Origin of the sequence: Streptomyces sp. NPDC048277, from assembly GCF_040652235.1 — a bacterium.
Lineage (GTDB): Bacteria > Actinomycetota > Actinomycetes > Streptomycetales > Streptomycetaceae > Streptomyces.
In genome coordinates this window covers 312,915-335,301 of sequence record NZ_JBEZLQ010000012.1, presented here as the reverse complement: position 1 = coordinate 335,301, position 22,387 = coordinate 312,915, and the positions used below count along the sequence as shown (strand labels likewise).

21 protein-coding genes are annotated in these 22,387 nt (G+C 69.4%); 11 read left to right on the top strand and 10 right to left on the bottom strand.

Annotation, left to right across the window (positions count from 1 at the left end; genetic code table 11):
- Nucleotides 1-216 precede the first annotated feature (216 nt).
- Together AB0D85_RS26720 and AB0D85_RS26715 are read right to left on the bottom strand one after the other, a co-directional pair.
- Nucleotides 217-1,590, bottom strand: coding sequence for a S53 family peptidase (locus tag AB0D85_RS26720; RefSeq protein ID WP_362325001.1), 1,374 nt, complete (start codon nt 1,588-1,590; stop codon nt 217-219).
- Nucleotides 1,591-1,892: 302 nt separating this feature from the next.
- Nucleotides 1,893-2,495, bottom strand: a complete 603-nt coding sequence (locus tag AB0D85_RS26715) for a TetR/AcrR family transcriptional regulator (RefSeq protein WP_362324998.1) — start codon at nt 2,493-2,495, stop codon at nt 1,893-1,895.
- Between the two features lie 126 nt (nt 2,496-2,621).
- Between AB0D85_RS26715 and AB0D85_RS26710 the strand changes: the two genes are divergently transcribed.
- The 5 genes from AB0D85_RS26710 to AB0D85_RS26690 all read left to right on the top strand — a co-directional run bounded on the left by AB0D85_RS26710 (nt 2,622) and on the right by AB0D85_RS26690 (nt 7,344).
- Nucleotides 2,622-3,530 carry an oxidoreductase gene (locus AB0D85_RS26710; protein ID WP_362324995.1) on the top strand — a complete coding sequence of 303 codons (909 nt, stop codon included), beginning with the start codon at nt 2,622-2,624 and terminating at the stop codon, nt 3,528-3,530.
- A 142-nt stretch (nt 3,531-3,672) separates the two neighbouring features.
- Nucleotides 3,673-4,440 (top strand): SDR family oxidoreductase, encoded by a 768-nt coding sequence (locus tag AB0D85_RS26705; RefSeq protein ID WP_362324992.1) that lies wholly within the window; start codon nt 3,673-3,675, stop codon nt 4,438-4,440.
- 135 nt (nt 4,441-4,575) lie between these two features.
- Nucleotides 4,576-5,352 (top strand): trypsin-like peptidase domain-containing protein, encoded by a 777-nt coding sequence (locus AB0D85_RS26700; protein ID WP_362324989.1) that lies wholly within the window; start codon nt 4,576-4,578, stop codon nt 5,350-5,352.
- A gap of 86 nt (nt 5,353-5,438) precedes the next feature.
- Nucleotides 5,439-6,458 carry a bifunctional lytic transglycosylase/C40 family peptidase gene (locus AB0D85_RS26695; RefSeq protein WP_362324986.1) on the top strand — a complete coding sequence of 340 codons (1,020 nt, stop codon included), beginning with the start codon at nt 5,439-5,441 and terminating at the stop codon, nt 6,456-6,458.
- 193 nt (nt 6,459-6,651) lie between these two features.
- Complete coding sequence (locus tag AB0D85_RS26690) at nt 6,652-7,344, top strand: phosphatase PAP2 family protein (protein WP_362324983.1); 693 nt, start codon at nt 6,652-6,654, stop codon at nt 7,342-7,344.
- Nucleotides 7,345-7,455: 111 nt separating this feature from the next.
- Here AB0D85_RS26690 and AB0D85_RS26685 read toward each other — a convergent pair whose 3' ends face one another.
- Complete coding sequence (locus tag AB0D85_RS26685; RefSeq protein WP_362324980.1) at nt 7,456-9,018, bottom strand: FAD-binding oxidoreductase; 1,563 nt, start codon at nt 9,016-9,018, stop codon at nt 7,456-7,458.
- Between the two features lie 367 nt (nt 9,019-9,385).
- Here AB0D85_RS26685 and pstS point away from each other — a divergent pair, with 367 nt between their 5' ends.
- The 5 genes from pstS to AB0D85_RS26660 all read left to right on the top strand — a co-directional run bounded on the left by pstS (nt 9,386) and on the right by AB0D85_RS26660 (nt 14,661).
- On the top strand, nt 9,386-10,519 hold the full coding sequence (gene pstS, locus AB0D85_RS26680; protein ID WP_362324977.1) for a phosphate ABC transporter substrate-binding protein PstS: 1,134 nt from the start codon (nt 9,386-9,388) through the stop codon (nt 10,517-10,519).
- Between the two features lie 144 nt (nt 10,520-10,663).
- Nucleotides 10,664-11,671: a phosphate ABC transporter permease subunit PstC gene (pstC, locus tag AB0D85_RS26675; protein ID WP_362324974.1), complete on the top strand. Its 1,008-nt coding sequence runs from the start codon at nt 10,664-10,666 to the stop codon at nt 11,669-11,671.
- Entirely contained in the window at nt 11,668-12,729 is a 1,062-nt protein-coding gene (pstA, locus tag AB0D85_RS26670) for a phosphate ABC transporter permease PstA (RefSeq protein WP_362324971.1), read from the top strand. The genes pstC and pstA overlap by 4 nt, the downstream gene beginning before the upstream one ends.
- Nucleotides 12,730-12,769: 40 nt before the next feature.
- Nucleotides 12,770-13,546, top strand: coding sequence for a phosphate ABC transporter ATP-binding protein PstB (pstB, locus tag AB0D85_RS26665; RefSeq protein ID WP_362324968.1), 777 nt, complete (start codon nt 12,770-12,772; stop codon nt 13,544-13,546).
- 344 nt (nt 13,547-13,890) lie between these two features.
- Complete coding sequence (locus AB0D85_RS26660) at nt 13,891-14,661, top strand: hypothetical protein (protein WP_362324965.1); 771 nt, start codon at nt 13,891-13,893, stop codon at nt 14,659-14,661.
- Nucleotides 14,662-14,742: 81 nt separating this feature from the next.
- Here AB0D85_RS26660 and AB0D85_RS26655 read toward each other — a convergent pair whose 3' ends face one another.
- Nucleotides 14,743-15,741, bottom strand: coding sequence for an inorganic phosphate transporter (locus AB0D85_RS26655; protein ID WP_362324962.1), 999 nt, complete (start codon nt 15,739-15,741; stop codon nt 14,743-14,745).
- Between the two features lie 7 nt (nt 15,742-15,748).
- On the bottom strand, nt 15,749-16,369 hold the full coding sequence (locus tag AB0D85_RS26650; RefSeq protein WP_362324959.1) for a DUF47 family protein: 621 nt from the start codon (nt 16,367-16,369) through the stop codon (nt 15,749-15,751).
- Between the two features lie 197 nt (nt 16,370-16,566).
- Here AB0D85_RS26650 and AB0D85_RS26645 point away from each other — a divergent pair, with 197 nt between their 5' ends.
- Nucleotides 16,567-16,905, top strand: a complete 339-nt coding sequence (locus AB0D85_RS26645; protein ID WP_362324956.1) for a metal-sensitive transcriptional regulator — start codon at nt 16,567-16,569, stop codon at nt 16,903-16,905.
- A gap of 15 nt (nt 16,906-16,920) precedes the next feature.
- Here AB0D85_RS26645 and AB0D85_RS26640 read toward each other — a convergent pair whose 3' ends face one another.
- From AB0D85_RS26640 to AB0D85_RS26620, 5 genes are all read right to left on the bottom strand, one after another.
- The gene (locus AB0D85_RS26640; protein WP_362324953.1) at nt 16,921-17,088 is read right to left on the bottom strand and encodes a hypothetical protein; all 168 of its coding nucleotides are present in this window, start codon (nt 17,086-17,088) and stop codon (nt 16,921-16,923) included.
- 104 nt (nt 17,089-17,192) lie between these two features.
- The gene (locus AB0D85_RS26635; protein WP_362324950.1) at nt 17,193-18,044 is read right to left on the bottom strand and encodes a hypothetical protein; all 852 of its coding nucleotides are present in this window, start codon (nt 18,042-18,044) and stop codon (nt 17,193-17,195) included.
- 376 nt (nt 18,045-18,420) lie between these two features.
- Nucleotides 18,421-18,837 carry an NUDIX hydrolase gene (locus AB0D85_RS26630; protein WP_362324947.1) on the bottom strand — a complete coding sequence of 139 codons (417 nt, stop codon included), beginning with the start codon at nt 18,835-18,837 and terminating at the stop codon, nt 18,421-18,423.
- Nucleotides 18,834-19,895 (bottom strand): CHAD domain-containing protein, encoded by a 1,062-nt coding sequence (locus tag AB0D85_RS26625; protein ID WP_362324944.1) that lies wholly within the window; start codon nt 19,893-19,895, stop codon nt 18,834-18,836. The genes AB0D85_RS26630 and AB0D85_RS26625 overlap by 4 nt, the downstream gene beginning before the upstream one ends.
- On the bottom strand, nt 19,876-22,233 hold the full coding sequence (locus AB0D85_RS26620) for an RNA degradosome polyphosphate kinase (RefSeq protein ID WP_362324941.1): 2,358 nt from the start codon (nt 22,231-22,233) through the stop codon (nt 19,876-19,878). Before AB0D85_RS26620 ends, AB0D85_RS26625 begins: the two co-directional genes overlap by 20 nt.
- Nucleotides 22,234-22,387: the final 154 nt, after the last annotated feature.

Below are 22,387 nucleotides of genomic sequence, written 5' to 3'. Positions count from 1 at the left end.
GATGGCCGTCCGTTGTCTTGTGGGTGGCGGGTGCTTGACCCGACTCACAGGTAATTCAAGGGAGTTGCCAAGGTGCGAAAAACGGTGGGGAACGAAAAACGGGCCACGGCCGGCTGCCGTGGCCCGTCTCTCTTTCCCTGCCGCCGAGGGGACCCCACGTCCCCCTCACGGTGGCGGCTCCCCGTGACCCGACGGGGAGGTCAATCTGCGAAGGGCTCAGCCGGTGAAGGCGTCGGTCCCCTCGGGGGTGCCCCAGCCGGTCGGGCCGTCGTAGCCGGACTCGGCGGTGCAGAAGTACGCGGTGGAGCAGGAGCCGTTGCTGCCGCTCGTCACGTCGTTGAGGGCCGAGGTGCCGGCCGCGTTGTACGGGTCCTCGGCCGGGTAGGTGCTGCTGCCCGGGGTGCCGGCCAGGGCGTAGACCGAGGCGATGAGCGGCGAGGAGGCGCTGGTGCCGCCGTAGGTGTTCCAGCCGGTGCCGTCGGAGCCGTAGGAGTCGTAGACGGAGACTCCCGTGGCCGGGTCGGCGACCGCGGAGACGTCGGCGATCATGCGCTTCGAGCAGCCCGTGTCGGTCTGCCAGCTGGGCTTGGCGTCGTAGGAGGAGCAGCCGGAGCCGGTGCCCTCCGAAGAGCTGGTGTCCCAGACGCTCTCGGTCCAGCCGCGGCTGTTGGAGGAGGTGGACAGGCTGGTGCCGCCGACGGCGGTCACGTACCGGGAGGCGGCCGGGTACTCGGCGCCGTAGCCCTCGTCACCGGCGCTGGCCGTGATGGCCACGCCCGCGTGCTTGTAGTACGAGGTGTCGTACGACGTGTCGGAGGAGGACTCCGAGCCGCCGTAGCTGTTGGAGACGAACTTGGCGCCGAGCTTGACGGCCTCGTTCACCGCGGTGCCCAGGTTGGCGTCGCTCGCGGACTTCGCCTCGACCAGCAGGATGTTGCAGTTCGGGCAGGTCGCGCTGACCATGTCGAGGTCGAGCGACTCCTCACCGGCCCAGCCGCTGTCGGCGGAGGGGAGCGAGGTGGTGGAGCCGGTCTGGGAGACCTTGGTGAAGCAGCCGTTGTCGGTGGTGCAGTCCGACAGGCCGTAGTACGAGCGGTACGTGGCCAGGTCTTCCTCGGCGTTCGGGTCGTCGTACGCGTCGACGATCGCGACGGTCTCGCCCGAGCCGTTGGAGGAGGCCGCGGAGGCCAGGCCGTAGGCCGACTGGATGTCCGAGGGGCCGTATCCGGTGGGGGAGTCGGATGCGGCGTTCGGCTTGACGGTCTTCGGCGCGATGCCCTTGAGGGCGGCCTGCTTCTCCATGAAGGCGGTGGTGCCGCCGGTGACCCGGAGGGCGTTGCACGCGGCGTAGCCCTTCTTCGGGGTGGCGCCGCAGTCGGCCTTCTCGTACCGGACGTGGGCCTTGGCGACCTGGGCGGCGATGGCCTTGGTGCTGACCTTGTGGGTCGTGGTGGCCGTCGCGGTGGCCGCGCTCGCGTGGGCGGCGGTGCCGAGGCCTGCGACGGCGAGGGCTGCGGTGGCCGCGAAGGCGGTGCCGATCTGGCGCCATCTGCCGCGTATGTGGGGGGTGTTGGGGGTGGTCGTACGCAACGTACAGCCTCCTGGAAGAGGGGACAGAGGCCTGCGGGTGGGGGGACCACCGGTGTGGTTTCCGGTGGGGGCGGCGGCCCGCGACGACCATCGCCTTGTTGGGTACGCGACAACAAGATGGGTTTCGGAATCCTGACTTCCGCGTTACTCAAGCGCGGCAAGGGCTTACGGATCATTGGGGGCCGGATGGCCGGAAGTTGGGGTTCGATTGACCTGGAGGGCCGAACGGGTGGCGCCGCAATGCGCGTTGACGGCGCATTGAGGGGCGTACCGAGCTGCCTGCGGGGCCGGCTGATCCGGTGTCAGCGGGGATTCAGGCCGTGCAGCAGGAGACGGACGTGTTCGTCCAGGCCGGCCAGCGCCTCGTCCGGCGGAAGTGTGCAGTTGGCGACCAGGGCGGCCAGACCGTGGATGGAGGACGCGGCGAAGAGGGTGAGGCGCTCCGGGTCTCCCCCGACGATCTCGCCGCGCTGCTGTGCGTCGGCGATCAGCTGGACGAAGGAGCCCATGGAGAGTGCGACCGCGTCGGCGAGCCGGCTGTCGATGTCCGGGTCGTGCTTGCGGGCGTACATCAGCTCCAGCAGCTCGGGGTTCTCGACGGTGAAGGCGAGATAGGCCCGGGTGAGCAGCGTGAGGCGCGGTTCGAGGGGGGCGTTGGCGAGATCGGCCGCGGCCAGGCTCTGGTTCAGCCGCTCGAACCCGCTGAGCGCGAGCGCGTCCAGCAGGGCCTGCTTGTCCTTGAAGTGCCGGCCGGGGGCGGCGTGGCTGACGCCGATGTCGCGGGCCAGTTCGCGCAGGGACAGGGCGGCGGCGCCCTTCTCGCGCAGGGTGCGCTCCGCACTGGCGAGCAGGGCGGCGCGCAGGTCTCCGTGATGGTAGGGGCGGCTTTGCGACATGGGTGCCATCGTATCCCGATGTAGTCGCTGTCAGCTTTGTAGCCGCTGCCACCTTTGTGGGCACTGCCATCCTTGTTGTCATCGTCACCATTGTTGTCGTTGACAGCATTGTTGTCGACGCCTACTTTGGCGAGCATGGCTGATAAGACCCGCAAATGGAACGTCTCCGATCTCCCCGACCTCTCCGGCCGTACGGCCGTGATCACCGGCGCCAACAGCGGCCTCGGCTTCACGGCGGCGGACGCGCTGGCCCGGGCGGGTGCCCATGTGGTGCTCGCGGTACGGGACCCGGAGCGGGGCCGCGCGGCCGCGGCGAAGGTGCCGGGCAGCACGGAGGTGCGCCGCCTGGACCTGGCGGACCTGTCCTCGGTACGGGAGTTCGCGGCGGGCTGGCAGGGCCCGCTGGACCTCCTGATCAACAACGCGGGCGTGATGATGCTGCCGGAGCTGCGCACGGCCGACGGCTTCGAGATGCAGTTCGGCACCAACCACCTGGGCCACTTCGCACTCACGAACCTGCTGCTGCCGCACCTCACGGACCGCGTGGTCACCGTCTCCTCCGGTCTGCACCGCGGCGGCGACGGCGTCATCCACTTCGAGAACCTCAACCTGCGCGACCACTACAACCCCACCCGCGCCTACGCCCAGTCCAAGCTCGCGAACCTGTTGTTCGTGCTGGAACTGCAGCGCCGCCTCACGGAGGCCGGTTCCCCGGTCCGCGCCCTGGCGGCCCACCCCGGCTACGCGGCGACCAACCTCCAGAGCCACCACGCGAGCCCGCTGGCGCGCCTGGGCATGCGCCTCGGCAACCGTCTCCTCGCCCAGGACGACCGCGCGGGCACCCTGCCCACGCTGTACGCGGCGACCCGGGACCTGCCGGGCGCGAGCTATGTCGGCCCGGACGGGCTGGGGGAGATGCGGGGCGCGCCGACGCTGGTGGGCCGCAGCGGGGCGGCGAGCGACCCGGCGGCGGCGCGCCGGCTGTGGACGCTGTCGGAGGAGATGACCGGGGTGGCATGGGCGCTCGGGGTCGGGGCGGTGTGACCTTCCGGGTGCCCCGGGAGGCGACTTCGCAGGTGGGCGCCCAAGTAACTGCCCAGTTACTGGACGCCCGGCGGGTCCGCCGCCGTACCCGGATACGGTGAGCCGACACGACGGATACGACGGCTTTCCGGGAGGTGGCCGCATGAGTGCCGGCGCCGTGGACTTCACCCTCACCGGGCGTACGGCCCTGGTGACCGGCTCCGTGCGGGGGCTGGGCCTGGAGATGGCGCGGGGCCTGGCGACGGCCGGTGCGCGGGTGATCCTCAACGGGCGGGACGCGGAGGCGCTGGCCGAGGTGACCGCGCGGTTGCGCGAGGACGACGGTCTGGACGTGCTCGGCGAGGCCTTCGACGTCACGGACCGCGAGGCCGCCGAGGAGACGGTGACCGCCCTCGGCGCGATCGACATCCTTGTCAACAACGTGGGCCACCGCGACCGCAGGGGTGTCGACGAGATGCCCCCGAACGAGCTGTCCGCGATGCTCGACGTCCACCTGACCTCGGCGTACGCGCTGAGCCAGACGGTCGCCCGCGGACTGGCGGCCCGCGGTACCCCGGGCCGCATCATCAACGTCTCGTCGGTGGTGGGCCAGTTGGGCCGCACCGGGGACGTCGCCTACGCCACGGCGAAGGCGGGCCTCGACGGCCTGACCCGCGCCCTGGCGGCCGACCTCGGCCCGAGCGGCACGACGGTGAACTCGGTGGCCCCGGGCACGTTCGCGACGGACGTCAACGCGGAACTGGCGCAGGACCCGGACTGGGGGCGATGGCTGCGGACCCGGACGGCACTGGGCCGCTGGGGCCGGCCGGCGGAGATCGCGGGAATCGTCGTCTTCCTGGCGAGCGACGCGGCGTCCTTCATCACGGGTCAGACGATCGCGGTGGACGGGGGGATGACAACGACGTTCTGAACCGATGGGGAGCGGTGTCGCCGGCGGTGGGTTTCCGGTCTACGGTGAGGCCGGTCGGCCGCTAGGGCGGTTCACAGAAAAAACTCAGTGAAGTCGGGAACCGTTTCTCACCTTCTTGGGACACAGTGGGGGCTGATGAAGCGCACCTCACGCATCTACGTCACCTCGCGCCGCGTTGCGCTCTGTGCTGTGGTCGTCCTGGCCGCCACCTCGGCCTCCGTCGCGGCCGCCGACGAGGCGGCGGGGCCGTTCGGGGTGACCGCGGTGGTCGGGGCCACCGCCGACAGCGCCAGAGTCGGGGCGCTGTTCAGCGCGGACAAGGCCGGCAGCCTCTCCGGCAACCACTACTGCACCGCCTCCGTCGTGCACAGCCCGCGGCGGGACCTGATCATCACCGCCGCGCACTGCATCGACGGTGACGACGGCAACGGCACCGGACTGGTGTTCGTGCCCGGGTACCGGGACGGAGCGGCGCCGTACGGGGTGTGGAAGGTGGGGAAGCGGTATCTGCCCGACGGGTGGGCCCATGGGCAGAGCGAGGACAGCGACGTGGCGTTCGCCGTCGTCGACGACCGGGACGGCAAGCGGGTCGAGAGCGTGACCGGGGCCAGCCGGTTCGTCAGCGGGGTGGCCACCGGGGCCACCGCGGTGACCGTCACCGGGTACCCGGACTCCCGTGAGGTGCCCATCAACTGCACCAACAAGCCCGTCGCCCGCAGCGCCACCCAGCAGCGCATCGACTGCCCCGAGTTCACCGGCGGCACCAGCGGCAGCCCCTGGGTCAACGGGGACAACGAGGTCGTGGGGGTGCTGGGCGGGCACGAGCAGGGCGGGGCGACCCCCGACACGTCGTACAGCGTCGTACTCGGGCGCGAGGCCGCGGAGCTGTACAAGGACGCCATCGGGCGCTGACGGGGGAGGGTGAAACGGCGTCATGTCCGCCGTCCTTCTGTGAAATAGCGCCACTCTCGGCCGAAATGGCGTTGAACAGCCCTGACATGGGGGAGGGTTGGGGCGTGCGGAAAGTATGGGTGGTCGGCGGCGCGGCGGTCGGGCTCGGCATGGGCTTCGTCATGCTGCTCGTCGTCGGGGTGTACGTGGTCGCCGGGAACCTGCTCAACGGGGTCGACGGCGCCGGCAAGACGCTGGCCAAGGGTGCCGTGCCGGCCGCCTACTCCACGCTCGTGCAGAAGTGGGGCAACCTGTGCTCCGCCATCAACCCCGCCCTGCTCGCCGCCCAGCTGTACCAGGAGAGCGGGTTCAACCCGAAGGCGCAGAGCGCGGCGGCCGCGCAGGGGATAGCTCAGTTCATCCCGGGGACCTGGGCCACCCACGGCATCGACGGGAACGGCGACGGGGTACGGAACGTCTGGGACCCGAATGACGCGATTCCGTCGGCCGCCTCCTACGACTGCGAGCTCGCCTCGTACGTCAAGGACGTCCCCGGCAACATCTCCGACAACATGCTCGCCGCCTACAACGCGGGGGCGTACGCGGTCATCAAGTACAAGGGTGTCCCGCCGTACAAGGAGACCCAGAACTACGTCAAGACGATCACCACCCTCGAGGACAGCTTCGCCGCGCCGGTCAGTCGGCTCTCCCCGACCAAGCAGGCCGCCGCTGCCATCACCTACGCCCAGAACAAGCTCGGTACGCCGTATCTCTGGGGTGGCAACGGCACAGCTCAGGACGGGGGACGGTTCGACTGCTCGGGGCTGACCAAGGCGGCGTACGCGAGCGTCGGCATCACGCTGCCCCGCGTCGCCAACGACCAGTACAACGCCGGTCCGCACCCCTCCCGCAACGAACTGCTCCCGGGCGACCTCGTCTTCTTCTCCACCGACCTCTCCAACTCCCGCGCCATCCACCACGTCGGGATCTACGTCGGTGGCGGGTACATGATCGACGCGCCGTACACCGGGGCGGTCATCCGCTTCGACCCCATCGATTCGGCCGACTACTTCGGTGCCACCCGGGTCACCGAGGATGGCGCGAAAGCGCTCCCCACGTCGGTGTGAACCGAGCGTATAACCCACCCCCTGAGCTGGGGCTTTGTGTCTCTCTTCGATAACGTATGCGTGATCATTCGGTGGAACCTGGAACGTAGTGAGGGAGGTCGTGCGTTCCTGTTGACGTAGCCGACCACGGGGGTGGCAGCGAGCGACGCACACGAGGTGCGTCCCGGAACGACGACGAAGGGGCCGCAGCACGATGGCTGTACTCGCCGAATCCGGATCCAACCCCGACGTCGATCTGCTCTACGACATCAACGGCCTGGCCAAGGACGCACCGCACTGGTTCGACCGGGGCATGGCGTTCGTCGGTGAGTACGGGCTGCTGGTCGCGATGGTGCTGCTGGTGGTGTGGTGCTGGTGGTCCGTGCGGCGCCGCGGCGACGAGGACGCGCCGGCCACCATCGCCGCGCTGGTGTGGGCGCCGCTCGCCGCCGCGATCGCCGTCCTCGTGAACGTTCCCATCCGGGGCTTCGTCGAACGGCCCCGGCCCTTCCTCACCCACCAGGGCCTCGACGTCCTGGTCCACGGCAAGACCGACTACTCCTTCGTGAGCGACCACGCGACGATCACCATGGCGCTCGGGGTCGGCCTGTTCGTGGCGAACCGGAAGTTCGGGCTGGCGGGCATCGGGCTGGCGCTCGCGGAGGGCTTCTGCCGGATCTACATGGGCGTGCACTATCCGACGGACGTGGTCGGCGGCTACGCGCTGGGCACGGCCGTCGCACTCCTCCTCTCCCCGCTGGCCGCGGCCCTGCTGACACCGGTGATGAAGGCGGTGGAGCGGTCGCCGCGGGCGGGGTGGATCGTGCGGGGGCGGTCGGCGACGGTGGGGCTGGTACCGGGGGCGCGGGCGGCGCTGGAGTCGGAGGAACGGGACCTGGCGGCGTAGGCGGGTTGAGCTGAGGGCGGGGTGCCGCTGGAACTGGCGCGACTGCAGCGCCCCGTCAGGGGCGCGGGGAACTGCGCGACCAGCCCCCACCGCCCCGCAGCCGAATCGTTTCTACAACCCCTGCGGATAAGAGAAGAAGCGGTTCGGGTCGTACTGCTTCTTCACCGTCGTCAGCCGCGTCGCCGCGTCCCCGTAGTACGCCTTCTTCCAGTTCGTCAGCGTCGGGTCCGCGTAGTTCTGGTACGCCCCGCCGGAGGCGTACGGCTTCATCGCGGTGTGCGCCGCGTTCAGCCAGGACTGGCCCGTGCTGCCGGAGGCCCCCGCGCCCCAGGACACGATGTACTGCGCCAGCATCCGCGACCGCCGGTGCACGAACGCCGTCGCCGTCGGCGAGACCCGGTTCACCGCTCCGCCGAGCGCCGTGAAGGCGATGCTGCCCGCGCCGCCCCGGACCGAGCCGATCTGCCGCAGGACCGTCTGGATACCGGCCGCCGAGAGCGAGCGGTCGAAGAAGTCCGAGCGGGCCGTGTACGTCTCGCGGCCCAGCCTGCCCTGCGTGGAGCGTCCCGGCGTCGAGCCGGGCAGGTGGCACTGGGCCTGGGTGGAGAAGGAGGAGCAGCCGGCGTAGATCTCCATCGCCTCCTCGTAGCCGTGGCGGCGCAGGGAGACGGAGGAGGCGTTGGCGCCGGCGTTGTGCGCGAGGGCGTCCACCGCGTTCTGCAGCTCGCCGTACGTGCCCATCGAGAAGCAGGCCACCGAGATGCGCGGGTTGCTCCCCGAGTTCTCGAGGTGCAGCGAGGACCAGATCTCGTCCGGCTGGGACGGGCCCCACTCCTGCCACGCCTTGAGGACCTGCGCCGCCTTCGACCACGGCCAGGTCAGGTACGCCGTCACGGCCTGCGGGGTCGGGTGGGTCCTGAACTGAAGTTCCGTCACCACGCCGAAGTTTCCGTTGCCGGCTCCGCGCAGCGCCCAGAAGAGGTCCTTGTTGCTGCTCGCGTTGGCGACGACCTGCGTACCGTCCGCCGTGATCAGCGTCGCCTGGGTGAGGCTGTCGCAGGTCAGGCCGTACGCGCGGGACGCGACCCCGTGGCCGCCGCCGAGGACCAGGCCGGAGACGCCGACCGTGGGGCAGGAGCCCGCCGGTATGGTCACGCCCTTCGCCGCCAGGCCGCGGTAGACGTCGATCAGCTTGGAGCCGGCGCCGACGACGGCCGTACCGCCGCTGACGCGGATGCGGTTGAGCTTGGAGACGTCGACGATCAGGCGGCCGTCGCCGGAGGAGTAGCCCGCGTAGGAGTGGCCGCCGTTGCGGATGGCGACCTTGAGCCCATGGGCCTGGGCGTAGGACAGGGTCGTGCGGATGTCGTCCGCGTGCGCCACGTACGCGACCGCCGACGGTTTCAGGCCGTCGAAGCGGGTGTTGTACAGCTGATGGGCCGTCGTCCAGGTGCTGTCGCCGGGGCGGACCAGGGTGCCGTCGAGGGCGTGGGCCAGGGCGGTCCAGTTGGCCGCGGCCGCTGCGCTGGTGGTCTTCAGCGCCGTACGGGAGGATGTGGACGCGAGTGGCGCGCCGGTCGTCCGCGATGTGGCTGCACCGCGTGAGCTGCACCCCGTCAGTGCGGTCGCTGCCAGGGCGGCCGCCCCGCCCGATATGAAGGTACGCCGTTCCATTGCCCGTGCCTTTCGTCGGCTTTCGTGGGACGAGACGACGTCCATCGCACACGGGTTCCCATGCGGTGTAACGAACGCTGTGACGTCGTAACGGCTGCGATGGCGAACGGCGAATAAATGTTCGCGTAACCCGCCGGTTGGAACCTGCATGTGCCCTCACCGTAAGCGTTCCGTGACCTAACCAGGCCGACGGCAGGGGTTCACCCTCCGTTTACCTATGGCCATCGGCCGCTTCACCTGATCTGCCTAATTTCGGCCCTACCGGATGCGGTGAGCGGTCGCTAATGCCCAGTCAGGAGGGCCCTCGCCACATCGCTACTACTTCGCACGCCGCCGAAGGTGGCGCCTCTGGAAGGAACTCCCGAAAGTGAAGCTTCAGCGCAAGAACCGGCTGCGCGTTCTGTCTCTCGGTGCTGTCGCCGTCACCGGTGCCCTGACCCTTACGGCGTGCGGCTCGGACGACACCGGCAGCAGCAGCGGCAGCTCTGCGTCCGCCTCGACCGGCAGCAGCAGCTCCATCAAGTGCGACAACGCCAAGGGCCAGCTGCTCGCCGACGGCTCCTCCGCGCAGAAGAACGCGATCGACGCCTGGGTCAAGAACTTCTCCCAGGCCTGTGGCGTCCAGATCAACTACAAGGGCTCCGGCTCCGGTGCCGGTGTGACCGCCTTCACGCAGGGTCAGGTCGCCTTCGCCGGTTCCGACTCCGCGCTCAAGCCGGAAGAGGTCACCGCCTCCAAGACGGTCTGCACCGGCGGCGGCCAGGGCATCGACCTCCCGATGGTCGGCGGCGCCATCGCCATCGGTTACAACGTCCCGGGTGTCGACAACCTGGTTCTGGACGCGCCGACCCTCGCGAAGATCTTCGACAGCAAGATCACCAACTGGAACGACGCGGCGATCAAGAAGCTGAACCCGTCCGCCAAGCTCCCGAACCTGAAGATCCAGGCGTTCCACCGCTCGGACGAGTCGGGTACGACGGACAACCTCACCAAGTACCTGATCGCCACCACCCCGTCCAACTGGAAGTACTCCGGCGGCAAGGCCTGGCAGGCCAAGGGCGGCCAGTCCGCTCCGCAGTCCGCGGGTGTCGCCCAGCAGGTCAAGCAGACCTCCGGCGCCATCGGCTACTTCGAGCTCTCCTACGTCTCGGACGGCATCAAGGCCGCCTCCATCGACACGGGCGCCAGCAAGCCGGTCGCCCCGTCCACCGAGTCCGCCACCGCCGACATCGCGGCCGCCAAGGTCGTCGGCACCGGCTCGGACCTGTCGCTGCAGCTCGACTACAAGACCAAGGCCGAGGGCGCGTACCCGATCAGCCTGGTCACCTACGAGATCGTCTGCGACAAGGGCAACAAGGCCGCCACCCTGCCCGCCACGAAGGCGTTCCTGAACTACATCGCCAGCGAGGACGGCCAGAAGCTGCTCTCCACGATCGACTACGCCCCCGTTCCCGACGAGATCATCGCCAAGGTCCGCACCACCATCTCGGGCCTCAGCTAAAGATCCGCGTGTGCGGCCGAGTCCCGGAAGGGGCCCGGCCGCACCGTCCGGTGCACCGCCGCCCGGAGCCGTACGCCCCTACAGCCGAGGCGTACGGCTTCTCCGAGCCGCCTCCCGGGGCGGCTCCGCAGACCGGAGAACCCGATGGACATATCTACACAGACAACAGACGCATCTCCCCCCACCCCGCAGCCGTCCGCGGCCCAGCAGAAGCGCAACGCCCGCGGCGCCACCCGCGCCGGCGACCGGATCTTCCTCGGGCTCTCCCGCGGTTCCGGCATCCTGCTGCTGGTGGTCATGGCCGCGATCGCGGTCTTCCTCGCCTACCGTGCCTCCCTCGCGATCAGCAAGGACCACGGGAACTTCCTCACCACCTTCGAGTGGAACACCAACCTCATCCCGCCGGTCTTCGGTGTCGCGGTGCTGGCCTTCGGCACGATCGTCTCCTCGATCATCGCCATGGCCATCGCGGTCCCGATCGCGGTCGCGATCGCGCTGTTCATCACGCACTACGCGCCGCGCCGCCTCGGCGGTCTGGTCGCGTACGTGATCGACCTGCTCGCCGCCGTGCCGTCCATCGTGTACGGCCTCTGGGGCGCCCTGGTCCTCGTACCGCACATGACCGGTCTGTTCGGCTGGCTGAACGACTACTTCGGCTGGACCGGGATCTTCTCCTGGGACGGCGGTGCGCCGCGCTCGATGCTCACCGTCGGCGTGCTGCTCTCGATCATGATCCTGCCGGTCATCACCAACGTGAGCCGCGAGGTCTTCCGCCAGGTCCCGCAGATGCACGAGGAGGCCGCGCTGGCCCTCGGCGCCACGCGCTGGGAGGTCATCCGCATGGCGGTGCTGCCCTTCGGGCGCTCCGGCGTGATCTCCGCCTCGATGCTCGGCCTCGGCCGCGCGCTCGGCGAGACGATGGCCGTCGCCACCGTGCTCTCCCCGGACTTCGACATCCACGCCAGCCTGCTCAACCCGGGCGGCGGCACCTTCGCCCAGAACATCGCCAGCAAGTTCAGCGAGGCGACCGCCGACGGCCGTGACGCGCTCATCGCCTCCGGTCTGGTCCTCTTCGTCATCACCCTGCTGGTCAACGGCGCGGCCCGGATCATCATCCAGCGCCGCGCGGAGTACTCGGGGGCCAACGCATGAGCACCGCAGCAGTCGCCGACAAGCCCGCCAGCACGCTGCGCGGCGCCACCCTCCCCAAGTGGTCCCCCTACGCCATCATCGGCGGGTCCATCGTCCTCGGCGTGGTCATCGGCCTCGTCGGCGGCCTGGACAGCAAGGTCCAGTGGGGTCTGATCGCCGGCCTCCTCTACGTCCTCGGCACCTACGCCATCGCCGCCAAGGTCGAGGGCAGCCGGCAGGCCAAGGACCGCATCGCGACCTCTCTGGTCTGGGTCGCCTTCGTCATCGCCGTGGTTCCGCTGGTCTCCCTGATCTGGGTGACCATCTCGCGCGGTGTGAAGGTCCTGGACGTCTACTTCCTCACCCACTCCATGGGTGTCGTCGCCGACTCCGAGGCCGGCGGTGGCGTCTACGCGGCCATCATCGGCTCCCTGGAGCAGGTCGGCCTCGCCACCCTGATCGGTGCGCCGATCGGCATCCTCACCGCCGTCTACCTCGTCGAGTACGGGCGTGGCCGCCTCGCCAAGGCCGTCACCTTCTTCGTCGACGTCATGACCGGTATCCCGTCGATCGTCGCGGGTCTGTTCATCCTCAGCCTCATGCTGATCTTCGACATGCAGCCCTTCGGCTTCGCCGGATCGCTCGCCCTGGCCATCCTGATGATGCCGGTGGTCGTGCGCTCCACCGAGGAGATGCTCAAGCTCGTCCCGAACGAGCTGCGTGAGGCGTCCCTGGCGCTCGGCGTGCCCAAGTGGCGCACCATCCTCAAGGTGGTCCTGCCGACCTCCATCGGCGGTATCACCACCGGTGTCATGCTGGCCATCGCCCGTATCGCGGGTGAGACCGCGCCGGTGCTGCTGCTGGTGTTCGGCAACCCGTTCATCAACAACAACCCCTTCGAGGGTGCGCAGTCGTCGCTGCCGCTGTTCATCTACCAGCAGTACGCGAACAGCGCCGGTGCCAACGCGGCGTACGACCGCGCCTGGGCGGCGTCGCTCACGCTGATCGCCTTTGTGATGATCCTGAACCTGGTGGCCCGCGGCATCGCCCGCTGGAAGGCCCCGAAGACCGGTCGCTGACCGGCCTCACAGCGACCGACTGTCTGGAAGTGAAGAAGTAATGTCCAAGCGAATCGACGTAAGTGGGCTCTCCGCCTTCTACGGCTCCCACAAGGCCATCGACGACATCTCGATGAACATCGAGCCGCGTACGGTCACGGCGTTCATCGGCCCCTCCGGCTGCGGCAAGTCGACGTTCCTGCGCACGCTCAACCGTATGCACGAGGTCACGCCCGGCGGGCGCGTCGAGGGCAAGGTGCTCCTCGACGACGAGAACCTGTACGGCGCCAACATCGACCCGGTGGCGGTGCGCCGTGAGGTCGGCATGGTGTTCCAGCGTCCGAACCCGTTCCCCACGATGTCGATCTTCGACAACGTGGCCGCGGGTCTGAAGCTGAACGGCAGCTACAAGAAGAGCCAGCTCGGCGACATCGTCGAGAAGTCGCTCAAGGGCGCGAACCTCTGGAACGAGGTCAAGGACCGCCTGAACAAGCCGGGCTCCGGTCTCTCCGGTGGTCAGCAGCAGCGGCTCTGCATCGCCCGTGCGATCGCGGTCGAGCCGAAGGTCCTGCTCATGGACGAGCCCTGCTCCGCCCTCGACCCGATCTCGACCCTCGCCATCGAGGACCTGATCGGTGAGCTGAAGGAGCGCTTCACGATCGTCATCGTGACGCACAACATGCAGCAGGCGGCGCGTGTCTCCGACCGTACGGCGTTCTTCAACCTGGCGGCCGTCGGCCAGCCCGGCAAGCTGATCGAGATCGACGACACGGAGCGGATCTTCTCCAACCCGTCGGTCCAGGCGACCGAGGACTACATCTCGGGTCGCTTCGGCTGAGCCGAGGTCTCCACGGACCCCTCGCGGTGCTGCATGGCGGTGCCACCGCGAGGATGCAAAGGGCCCGCCCCTGGCTCCCGGGGGCGGGCCCGTCTTTTGTTTTCTGTCACGCTCACTCGTGCGGATGAACCATCCTCGTTCAGGCGTCGGGGTGTCATCGTGCGATTACTCTCCGTCGCATGGTCAGTTCACCACATGAGGCGCTGCATCGGATCTTTCGGGAGGACCCGGGGTTGTTCGCCCGGGTCCTGCCGCGGGCGGGCGTCTCGTACCCGGATCTCGAGTCCGCCAGGGTTGAGCCACTGGATACCGATCTCACCGAGATCAGGCCGGTGGAGCGCCGTGTGGACAGTGTGTTCCGGGTGCGCGCGACAGGTGACGAGGGCGGTTTCCTGATCGCCGTCGAGTCGCAGGGGCAGCCGGACCCGGACAAGCTCAACAGTTGGACGTACTACTTGGCGCATTTGTACGCGAAGTACCGGCTGCCGCCGGTCCTGTTGGTGATGTGCAAGGACAAGGCGACCGCGTCGTGGGCGGCGGAGCCCATCCGGGTCGGTCACCGTGTCCACACCAGCATGCTGGTCTTCCCGCTGGTGTTGGGCCCGGACACGCTGCCCGCGATCACCGATCCGGAGGAGGCGGCCGACGACATCCCCTTCGCCGTCCTCTCCGCGCTCGCCCACGCCGGAGATCCGGGCCTGCCTGCGATACTGGAGGCGCTGTCGACCGCGCTGGACGGTGTCGGCGACGAAGTCGCGGAGGGCTGGGCGGAGTACACCGAGGTCGGCCTGGGGGACACCCCGGCCCGTGAGTTTTGGAGGCAACTGATGGCCATGTGGACCAGCCGCTTCCCCGGCAGCGGCACCCTCATCGAGGAGACCCGCCTCAAGGGCCGCGAAGAGGGCCGTGAAGAGGGCCGTGAAGCGGGCCGTGAGGAAGGCGAGGCCAGGGGGCGTGCCAAGGACATCCTCCGCATCCTCGCGTTGCGCGGCGTCGATGTGCCGGACGCTGTTCGGGAGCGGATCACGGCCTGTGCCGACCTGGAGGTGCTGGGGACCTGGCTCGACCGGTCCCTGACCGTGGCACGCGCCGCGGAGCTGTTCGCGGAGGGATGACAGGCCTGCCGGCGGTGGCCTCGCGGCACCGGACGGCCTTTGGAACGAGGTCGTCGACGCCCAGATCGGCAGGCTGAAGGGCTAGAGGAACAGCAGGTCGACTAGTCCGAAGGCTGCCGCTGCTACCAGTGCCGCCGCCGGCATCGTGATGAACCAGCCCAGGACGATGTTCTTGGCCACGCCCCAGCGGACCGCGTTCACGCGCTTCGTCGCGCCGACGCCCATGATCGCCGAGGTGATGACGTGGGTGGTGGAGATCGGTGCCTTGAAGAGGTACGCCGTGGTGAACATGATCGACGCGCCGGTGGCCTCCGCGGCGAAGCCCTGGGGCGGGTCGAGTTCGATGATCTTGCGGCCCAGCGTGCGCATGATGCGCCAGCCACCCGCGTAGGTGCCGAGGGAGAGCATCACGGCACAGACGATCTTGACCCAGGCCGGGATCGGGTCGCCGTACGTCTCATGGCCGGAAATCACCAGTGCCATCACGACGACGCCCATCGTCTTCTGGGCGTCCTGGAGGCCGTGTCCGAGGGCCATGCCGGCCGCGGAGACCGTCTGAGCTATCCGGAAGCCGCGCTTCGCCTTGTGCGGGTTGGAGCGGCGGAAGATCCACATGATGGCCGTCATGACCAGGTAGCCGAGGACCAGGCCGACCAGCGGCGACAGGAACATCGGCAGGATGATCTTGTCGACCACGCCGTTCCAGAGGACCTCCGTGCCGCCGGCCAGCGCCGCACCCACCAGGCCGCCGAACAGCGCGTGGGAGGAGGACGAGGGCAGGCCGAAGTACCAGGTGACGAGGTTCCAGACGATCGCGCCGACGAGCGCCGCGAAGAGGATGCCCATGCCCTTGGAGCCATGGGGTGTCTCGATCAGGCCCTCGCTGACGGTCTTGGCGACCCCGGTGCCGAAGAACGCGCCGGCCAGGTTCATCACCGCGGCCATGGCGAGCGCCGCCCGCGGGGTCAGCGCCCGTGTCGACACCGACGTCGCGATCGCGTTCGCCGAGTCGTGGAAACCGTTCGTGTACGTGAAGAAGAGCGCGACCAGGATGGTCACGACGAGCGCGAAGGTGTCCATCGACGGCTCAGGACTCCTTGACGGCGATGGTCTCCACCGTGTTCGCCACGTGCTCGAACGCGTCCGCCGCCTCTTCCAGGACGTCCACGATCTGCTTGAGCTTCAGCACCTCGATCGCGTCGTACTTGCCGTTGAAGAGGTGGGCGAGAAGCCTGCGGTGGATCTGGTCGGCCTGGTTCTCCAGCCGGTTGACCTCGATCCAGTACTCGGTGAGGTTGTCCATCGTGCGCAGGTTGGGCATCGCCTCCGCCGTCAGGTCCGCGGCCCGCGCCAGCACCTCGATCTGCTGCTCGACACCCTTCGGCAGTTCCTCGACGTTGTAGAGGACGACCAGGTCGACGGCCTCCTCCATGAAGTCCATGATGTCGTCGAGGGAGGACGCGAGGGAGTAGATGTCCTCGCGGTCGAAGGGCGTGATGAACGAGGAGTTCAGCTGGTGGAAGATCGCGTGCGTGGCGTCGTCACCTGCGTGTTCCGCTGCCCGCATACGCTCTGCGATCTCGGCCCGGGCAGACGCGTCCGCCCCGAGCAGTTCCATCAGGAGTTTCGAGCCCGTGACGATGTTGTCCGCGGACGCGGCGAACATGTCGTAGAAGCTCGTCTCCCTGGGGGTCAGACGAAAGCGCACTTGGGGTCCTCGGTATGCATGGGTTTCGGTCAGGGTGATGCTAAGCGCATCATCCGGCCACGGCTAATGGGCCGCCCTCCAGTTTCGCCCATCGGGCAAGTTGATCAGCAGGGGGGCGCCCCGAGGGCCCTATACCCAGCAAAGTTCGTTACCATATACCCACTAGGGGTATATGTATCGACGATGCGGAGGACGCGATGACGACCACCGAGGCCGGTGCCACGACGCCCTCCGGCAGAGGGACCGCGGCGACCACGCACGGCTACCACAAGCAGAAGGACGAGCACCTCAAGCGGCTGCGCCGGATCGAGGGGCAGATCCGGGGTCTGCAGCGCATGGTGGACGAGGACACCTACTGCATCGACATACTCACCCAGGTCTCCGCCTCCACCAAGGCCCTGCAGTCCTTCGCCCTGCAGTTGCTGGAGGAGCACCTGCGGCACTGCGTCGCCGACGCGGCCGTCAAGGGCGGCGACGAGATCGACGTGAAGGTGGAAGAGGCCACCGCGGCCATCGCCCGTCTGCTGCGGACCTGACCGGGGGCACCGGTCTCAGAGGCCCTCGCGCTCCTCGGCCACCCTCAGCACCTCGTCGATGCTCTCCAGGCTGAGCCGGTCCTCGGCGGCCGACGCCGCGATGATCAGTTCACCGCACAGCTCGATCTCGGCGAGGGCCACGTGGTCCTGAACTGCCGTACCGCCGACCGGAGCCACGTGCATCACCTCTTCTCTGCCGTCACCGACTTCCTAGAGTAGGCAGCGGTCTACACAACGCGCATGGCACGGACGGGCTAGTTCACAGGTTGTACAGAGCCGATCCCGGACTAGTGCGCTGGCTGGTTTTCGGCGATCCGGCCCGCGTAGATGTCCTGGGGACGCGGCAACTTTACGTCCACGGGGGTCCCGAAGTCGTACAGCAGCGTCGTCGAGGCGACCGCCACGGTGTCCTTGCTGCTGTCGTTGACGAAGCTGAACCGCTCGCGCAGTTTGCGGATACGGCCCTGGTCGTCGAGGTACGCGTCGAACGGAACCTCGGCCGTGGCGAACCCTTTCGCCGCGGCGGCCAGCGAGGCCCTGTTGCCGGCGGAGGCCGCCCGGGCCGCGGTGGCCAGGTCGGCGGTGCCCCGGTAGTGCCGTACCTCGGTACCGGCGAGCTCGGTCTTCCCCAGGTACGTCGCGGTGCGGGTGCCGCGCAGCAGCTCGGCCGCGGCGAACGGGTCGGTCGCGCCGCCGGTGACCAGGTTGCCGTCGGAGAGGCTCGCGGTCTCCACCCGGACCCATTTGTCGGCGGGCACCCCGGCGCCCCGGTTCTTCATGAACAGCGCGCCCGGAGCGAGGAGTTCGGTGATCGGACGGTGTTCGGAGGCGCCGGCGGGGTCCTGCGGGAGCACGACCGTGAGCCGGCCGAGCTGCTTGTCGTAGTCGTAGACGCCCTTGCCGCGGATGGTGACCCGGGTGCCGCCGGTCGCCATCTCCATCGACGTGGTCGCCTTGGACGTACCGGTGCCGCGCAGGGTGTCCGCCGCGCGGGTCAGGAAGGTGACCGGGTTCTCGGGCGCGCCGCTCGCGCCTTCGGCCGTGGCGCCGCCGCAGCCGGTGGCGCAGGCGCCGAGGCCGACCACGAGTCCCACGGTGACGGCCGTCTTTCCGGTGCGCCTCTGCTGCCGCCGATCCATCGCCTGCCTACCCCCAGCCGGTACGTCCGTCACGGGCCCGCCCCCTGTCGTTCCGGTTAACGAGGGGTGGGTGGGGCCGTCACGCATACCAGCGCTTTACCGGGGGTGGGTAACGTTGTCGGGGTGGCGCAGGATGACGGTTCCGGGCGGGCCCTGCAGGGGGCGGAACACAACGCGAACACGGTTGAGCAGGGGCGGTTCTGTTTCGCCCGGTGCACGTGTGGGTGGCGGGGGCCGGCGCGGAGGGCTCGGAGCCTTGCGCGGACCGATGCGACGGAGCACATGGCCGGAGGGTGAGGTGCGGTGCGGTCGTGCGTCGGCTGCGGGCCGGTGGGGGTTGCTCGCGCAGTTCCCCGCGCCCCTGGGCAAGCTGTCGCTAAGGGGCGTTGTGCAGCGAGGTCAGTAGTTCGTCCACCAGGTCGGCGTCCCTTGGCTGGGTCAGGCGTTGGCGGGCTTCCGGTGGGCGTAGCCACAGGATGCGGTCGACCTCGTGGTTCGGGGTGAAGTGGCCCTCTCCTGCTTCCGCCGCCCAGTAACGGACCTCTTTGGGGCGGCCGTTGGCGAAGTAGTGGGCGGTGGAGAGTTCGCTGCCGAGGGCGGCGGTGTAGCCGGTCTCCTCCGCCACCTCGCGCAACGCGCCCGTGACCGCGTCCTCGCCGCGCTTGAGCTTGCCCTTGGGGTGGGACCAGTCGTCGTACTTGGGGCGGTGGACGAGACAGACCTCCAGGTCCCCGTCCACCGGCGAGCGGCGCCACAGGACGCAGCCCGCCGCCCGGACCGGGGTGTCGTTCACACCGTCTCCAGCTGCTGCTTCTGCCATGCCTGCTGGAAGGCGAAGCGGGCCGCCTCGACCTCGTGCCGCTGGTCGGCGTGGAGGACACCGAGGGCGTAGGCCGTGGCGGGGGCGATGCGGGGGGTGCGGGCCGCCGCCGCTGCCGCCGCTGCCGCCTCGGAGGCGTCGCGGTGCCGGTTCAGGGCCTGGCCGGCCGCGAGGAGGCGTACGTCCACCGGCGTCTCCTCGCCGCGCAGCAGCACCTCGCGGGCGTAGCGGTGCAGGCGCAGCAGGAGGCGGACCTGGTGCCAGGGGCCGTCCTGGGGGTGCGGGGAGGGGTCCGGGGACAGGCCGTGGACCAGGGCCTCGGCGTTGTAGGGGTGGCCCGCGGTGACCAGCGGGAGGACCGCGATGGCGTCGGTGAGGCGCTCCTCGGCGGCCGCCGCCTGCGGACGCAGGTCGGTCGTGGGCGCCGCGGCCGTGAGCGGGACCTCGCTGGCCAGGACCGCGACCTTGTCGGCGACCGCGTGGAAGCGGGAGGAGCCGAGGGCCTGGAGGGCCGTGGAGTGGGCCCGGGTGCGGGCGAGGGTGAGCTGGCGGTCCAGCAGGGCGCCCGCCTTGGCCGCGCCCACGGTGAGGTTGCCGCGCTCGACCCCGGCCTCCGAAGTGGCCTGGTTGGGAAGGGCCGTCGAGCCGGAGAGCCGGTGCAGCGCCAGCAACAGGCGCTCCAGCCGGGCCTCGTAGGCGTGTTCAAGGCCCAACGTGCCCGACAGCCAGGCCAGTTCGGGGCGGATCTCCTCCGACCAGTCGGCGTCGAGGAGCGGTCGGAAGGTGTGCAGGCTGCCGCTGATGCGCCGGGCCGAGCGGCGCAGGGCGCGGGCCGCGTCGACGGACTCCTCCGCCGCGCTCGCCGTCCCGGTCTCCCGGTGCAGGCGCAGCGCGCGGAGGAACTCCGTGGCCTGGGCGCGCAGGTAGCCCGCGAGGGCGTCCCCGGTGGGGGCACCTCCCGCTCGAGCGGAGCCGAGAGTGGGGGAGACCCGGGTCGTCGGATCCGTCGGTTCAAGGTGTTGCTGTGCCACGCCGGCGCCTCCGGGCGTCTATGAGCATCTCCTGGATGTTGCGCAGCGGCTGTCCGTCGGCGTCGGTCGCGTGCCGGGTCCATTCGCCGTCCGGGCCCAGGTGCCAGGAGGAGGTGGAGTCGGACATACCGCTTTCGAGGAACCGGTTGAGCGCGGCTCGGTGGGCCGGGTCGGTGACCCGGACCAGGGCCTCTATCCGGCGGTCGAGGTTGCGGTGCATCATGTCGGCGCTGCCGATCCACACCTCGGGCTCGCCGCCGTTGCCGAAGGCGAAGATCCGGGAGTGCTCCAGGAACCGCCCGAGGATCGAACGAACCCGGACGTTCTCCGACAGGCCGGTGACGCCCGGCCGTATCGCGCAGATGCCGCGCACCCAGATGTCGACCGGCACGCCCGCCATGGACGCGCGGTAGAGGGCGTCGATGATCGCCTCGTCGACCATCGAGTTGACCTTGATGCGGACGAACGCGGGGCGTCCGGCCTTGTGGTGCTGTATTTCCTTCTCGATGCGCGCGATCAGTCCGTCGCGCAGCGACTTGGGGGCCACCAGCAGGCGGCGGTACGTCTCCCGGCGGGAGTAGCCGGAGAGGCGGTTGAACAGGTCGGACAGGTCCGCGCCGACCTGGGGGTCGGCGGTGAGCAGGCCGAGGTCCTCGTACAGGCGCGCGGTCTTCGGGTGGTAGTTGCCGGTGCCGACGTGGCTGTAGCGCCGGAGCGTCTCGCCCTCCTGGCGGACCACCAGGGACAGCTTGCAGTGGGTCTTCAGGCCGACGAGGCCGTACACCACATGGCAGCCGGCCTCTTCCAGGCGCTTGGCCCACTTGATGTTGGCGTGCTCGTCGAAGCGGGCCTTGATCTCGACCAGGACGAGGACCTGCTTGCCGGCCTCGGCGGCGTCGATCAGCGCGTTGACGATCGGGGAGTCGCCGGAGGTCCGGTACAGGGTCTGCTTGATCGCGAGGACGTCCGGGTCCTCGGCGGCCTGCTCGACGAAGGCCTGCACGGAGGTGGAGAAGCTGTCGTACGGGTGGTGCAGCAGCACGTCCCGCTCGCGCAGGGCGGCGAAGATGTCGGGCGCGGACGCGGACTCGACCTCGGCCAGGTCCCGGTGGGTGCCCGCGATGAACTTCCGGTACTTCAGCTCCGGCCGGTCGAGTCCGGCGATGCGGAAGAGGCCGGTGAGGTCGAGCGGACCGGGCAGCGGATACACCTCGGCCTCGGAGATCTTCAGCTCCCGGACCAGCAGGTCGAGCACCTCGCGGTCGATGGACTCCTCGACCTCCAGGCGCACCGGCGGCCCGAAGCGGCGCCGCATGAGCTCCTTCTCCAGGGCCTGGAGCAGGTTCTCCGCGTCGTCCTCCTCGACCTCCAGGTCCTCGTTCCGGGTGAGCCGGAAGGCGTGGTGCTCCACGACCTCCATGCCCGGGAACAGCTCCTCCAGGTGGGCGGCGATGACGTCCTCGATGGGGACGTACCGGCCCGGGGAGCTCTCCAGGAAGCGGGACAGCGACGGCGGCACCTTCACCCGGGCGAAGTGCTTGTGCCCGCTGACCGGGTTGCGTACGACCACGGCCAGGTTCAGGGACAGACCCGAGATGTACGGGAACGGGTGCGCGGGGTCCACGGCGAGCGGGGTGAGCACGGGGAAGATCTGGTGCCGGAAGAGCGTGAAGAGCCGCGCCTGCTCCTTCTCGGTCAGCTCGGCCCAGCGGACCAGGTGGACGCCCTCCTCCGCGAGTGCGGGGGCGACGTCCTCGTGGTAGCAGGCGGCGTGCCGGGCCATGAGCTCGCGGGAACGGGCCCAGATCATCTCCAGCACCTCGCGCGGCTGCAGCCCGGAGGCGGACCGCGTGGCCACGCCCGTCGCTATCCGCCGCTTCAGCCCTGCCACCCGGACCATGAAGAACTCGTCCAGGTTGCTGGCGAAGATCGCCAGGAAGTTCGCGCGCTCCAGCAGGGGCGTGTTCGGGTCCTCGGCGAGCTCCAGCACCCGCTCGTTGAACGCGAGCCAGCTGCGCTCCCGGTCCAGGAAGCGCCCCTGGGGCAGCTGGACCCCGTCGGCCTGCGAGTCCTCGTAGGCGTCGAGGTCCGCGTCGATGTCGGGTTCCAGGTCGGAGACCGCGGCGGCCACGGTGTGCGGGCGGTGTGCTGCTATGGAGCCCACGGAGGGCTGGGCGTGCTTGACCTCGGCTGCCTGGGCGTTCTGCTGACTCATGACCCCATTCTTCCGCGCCCGGGCCGTGACAGGCGCGTCGGAACGCGCGGGTGGGAGCTGTACGACCCCGTTTCCCACGTACGCCTCGGAGGGCGGCGAAGGCTCTGGCACGGCGGGCTTCATTGGCTGAGCGTCGCAAGTCCGTCTGAACCAATGGTTACGAAGACATGGCGTGCGGGATAGCGGGATGCGGCTCGCGGACGTCTGTGATCAGGCCGGGGGGCCGTCGGGGATCACGAAAGCGACGATCCCGTACGTCTCAACCACGCACCCCCCG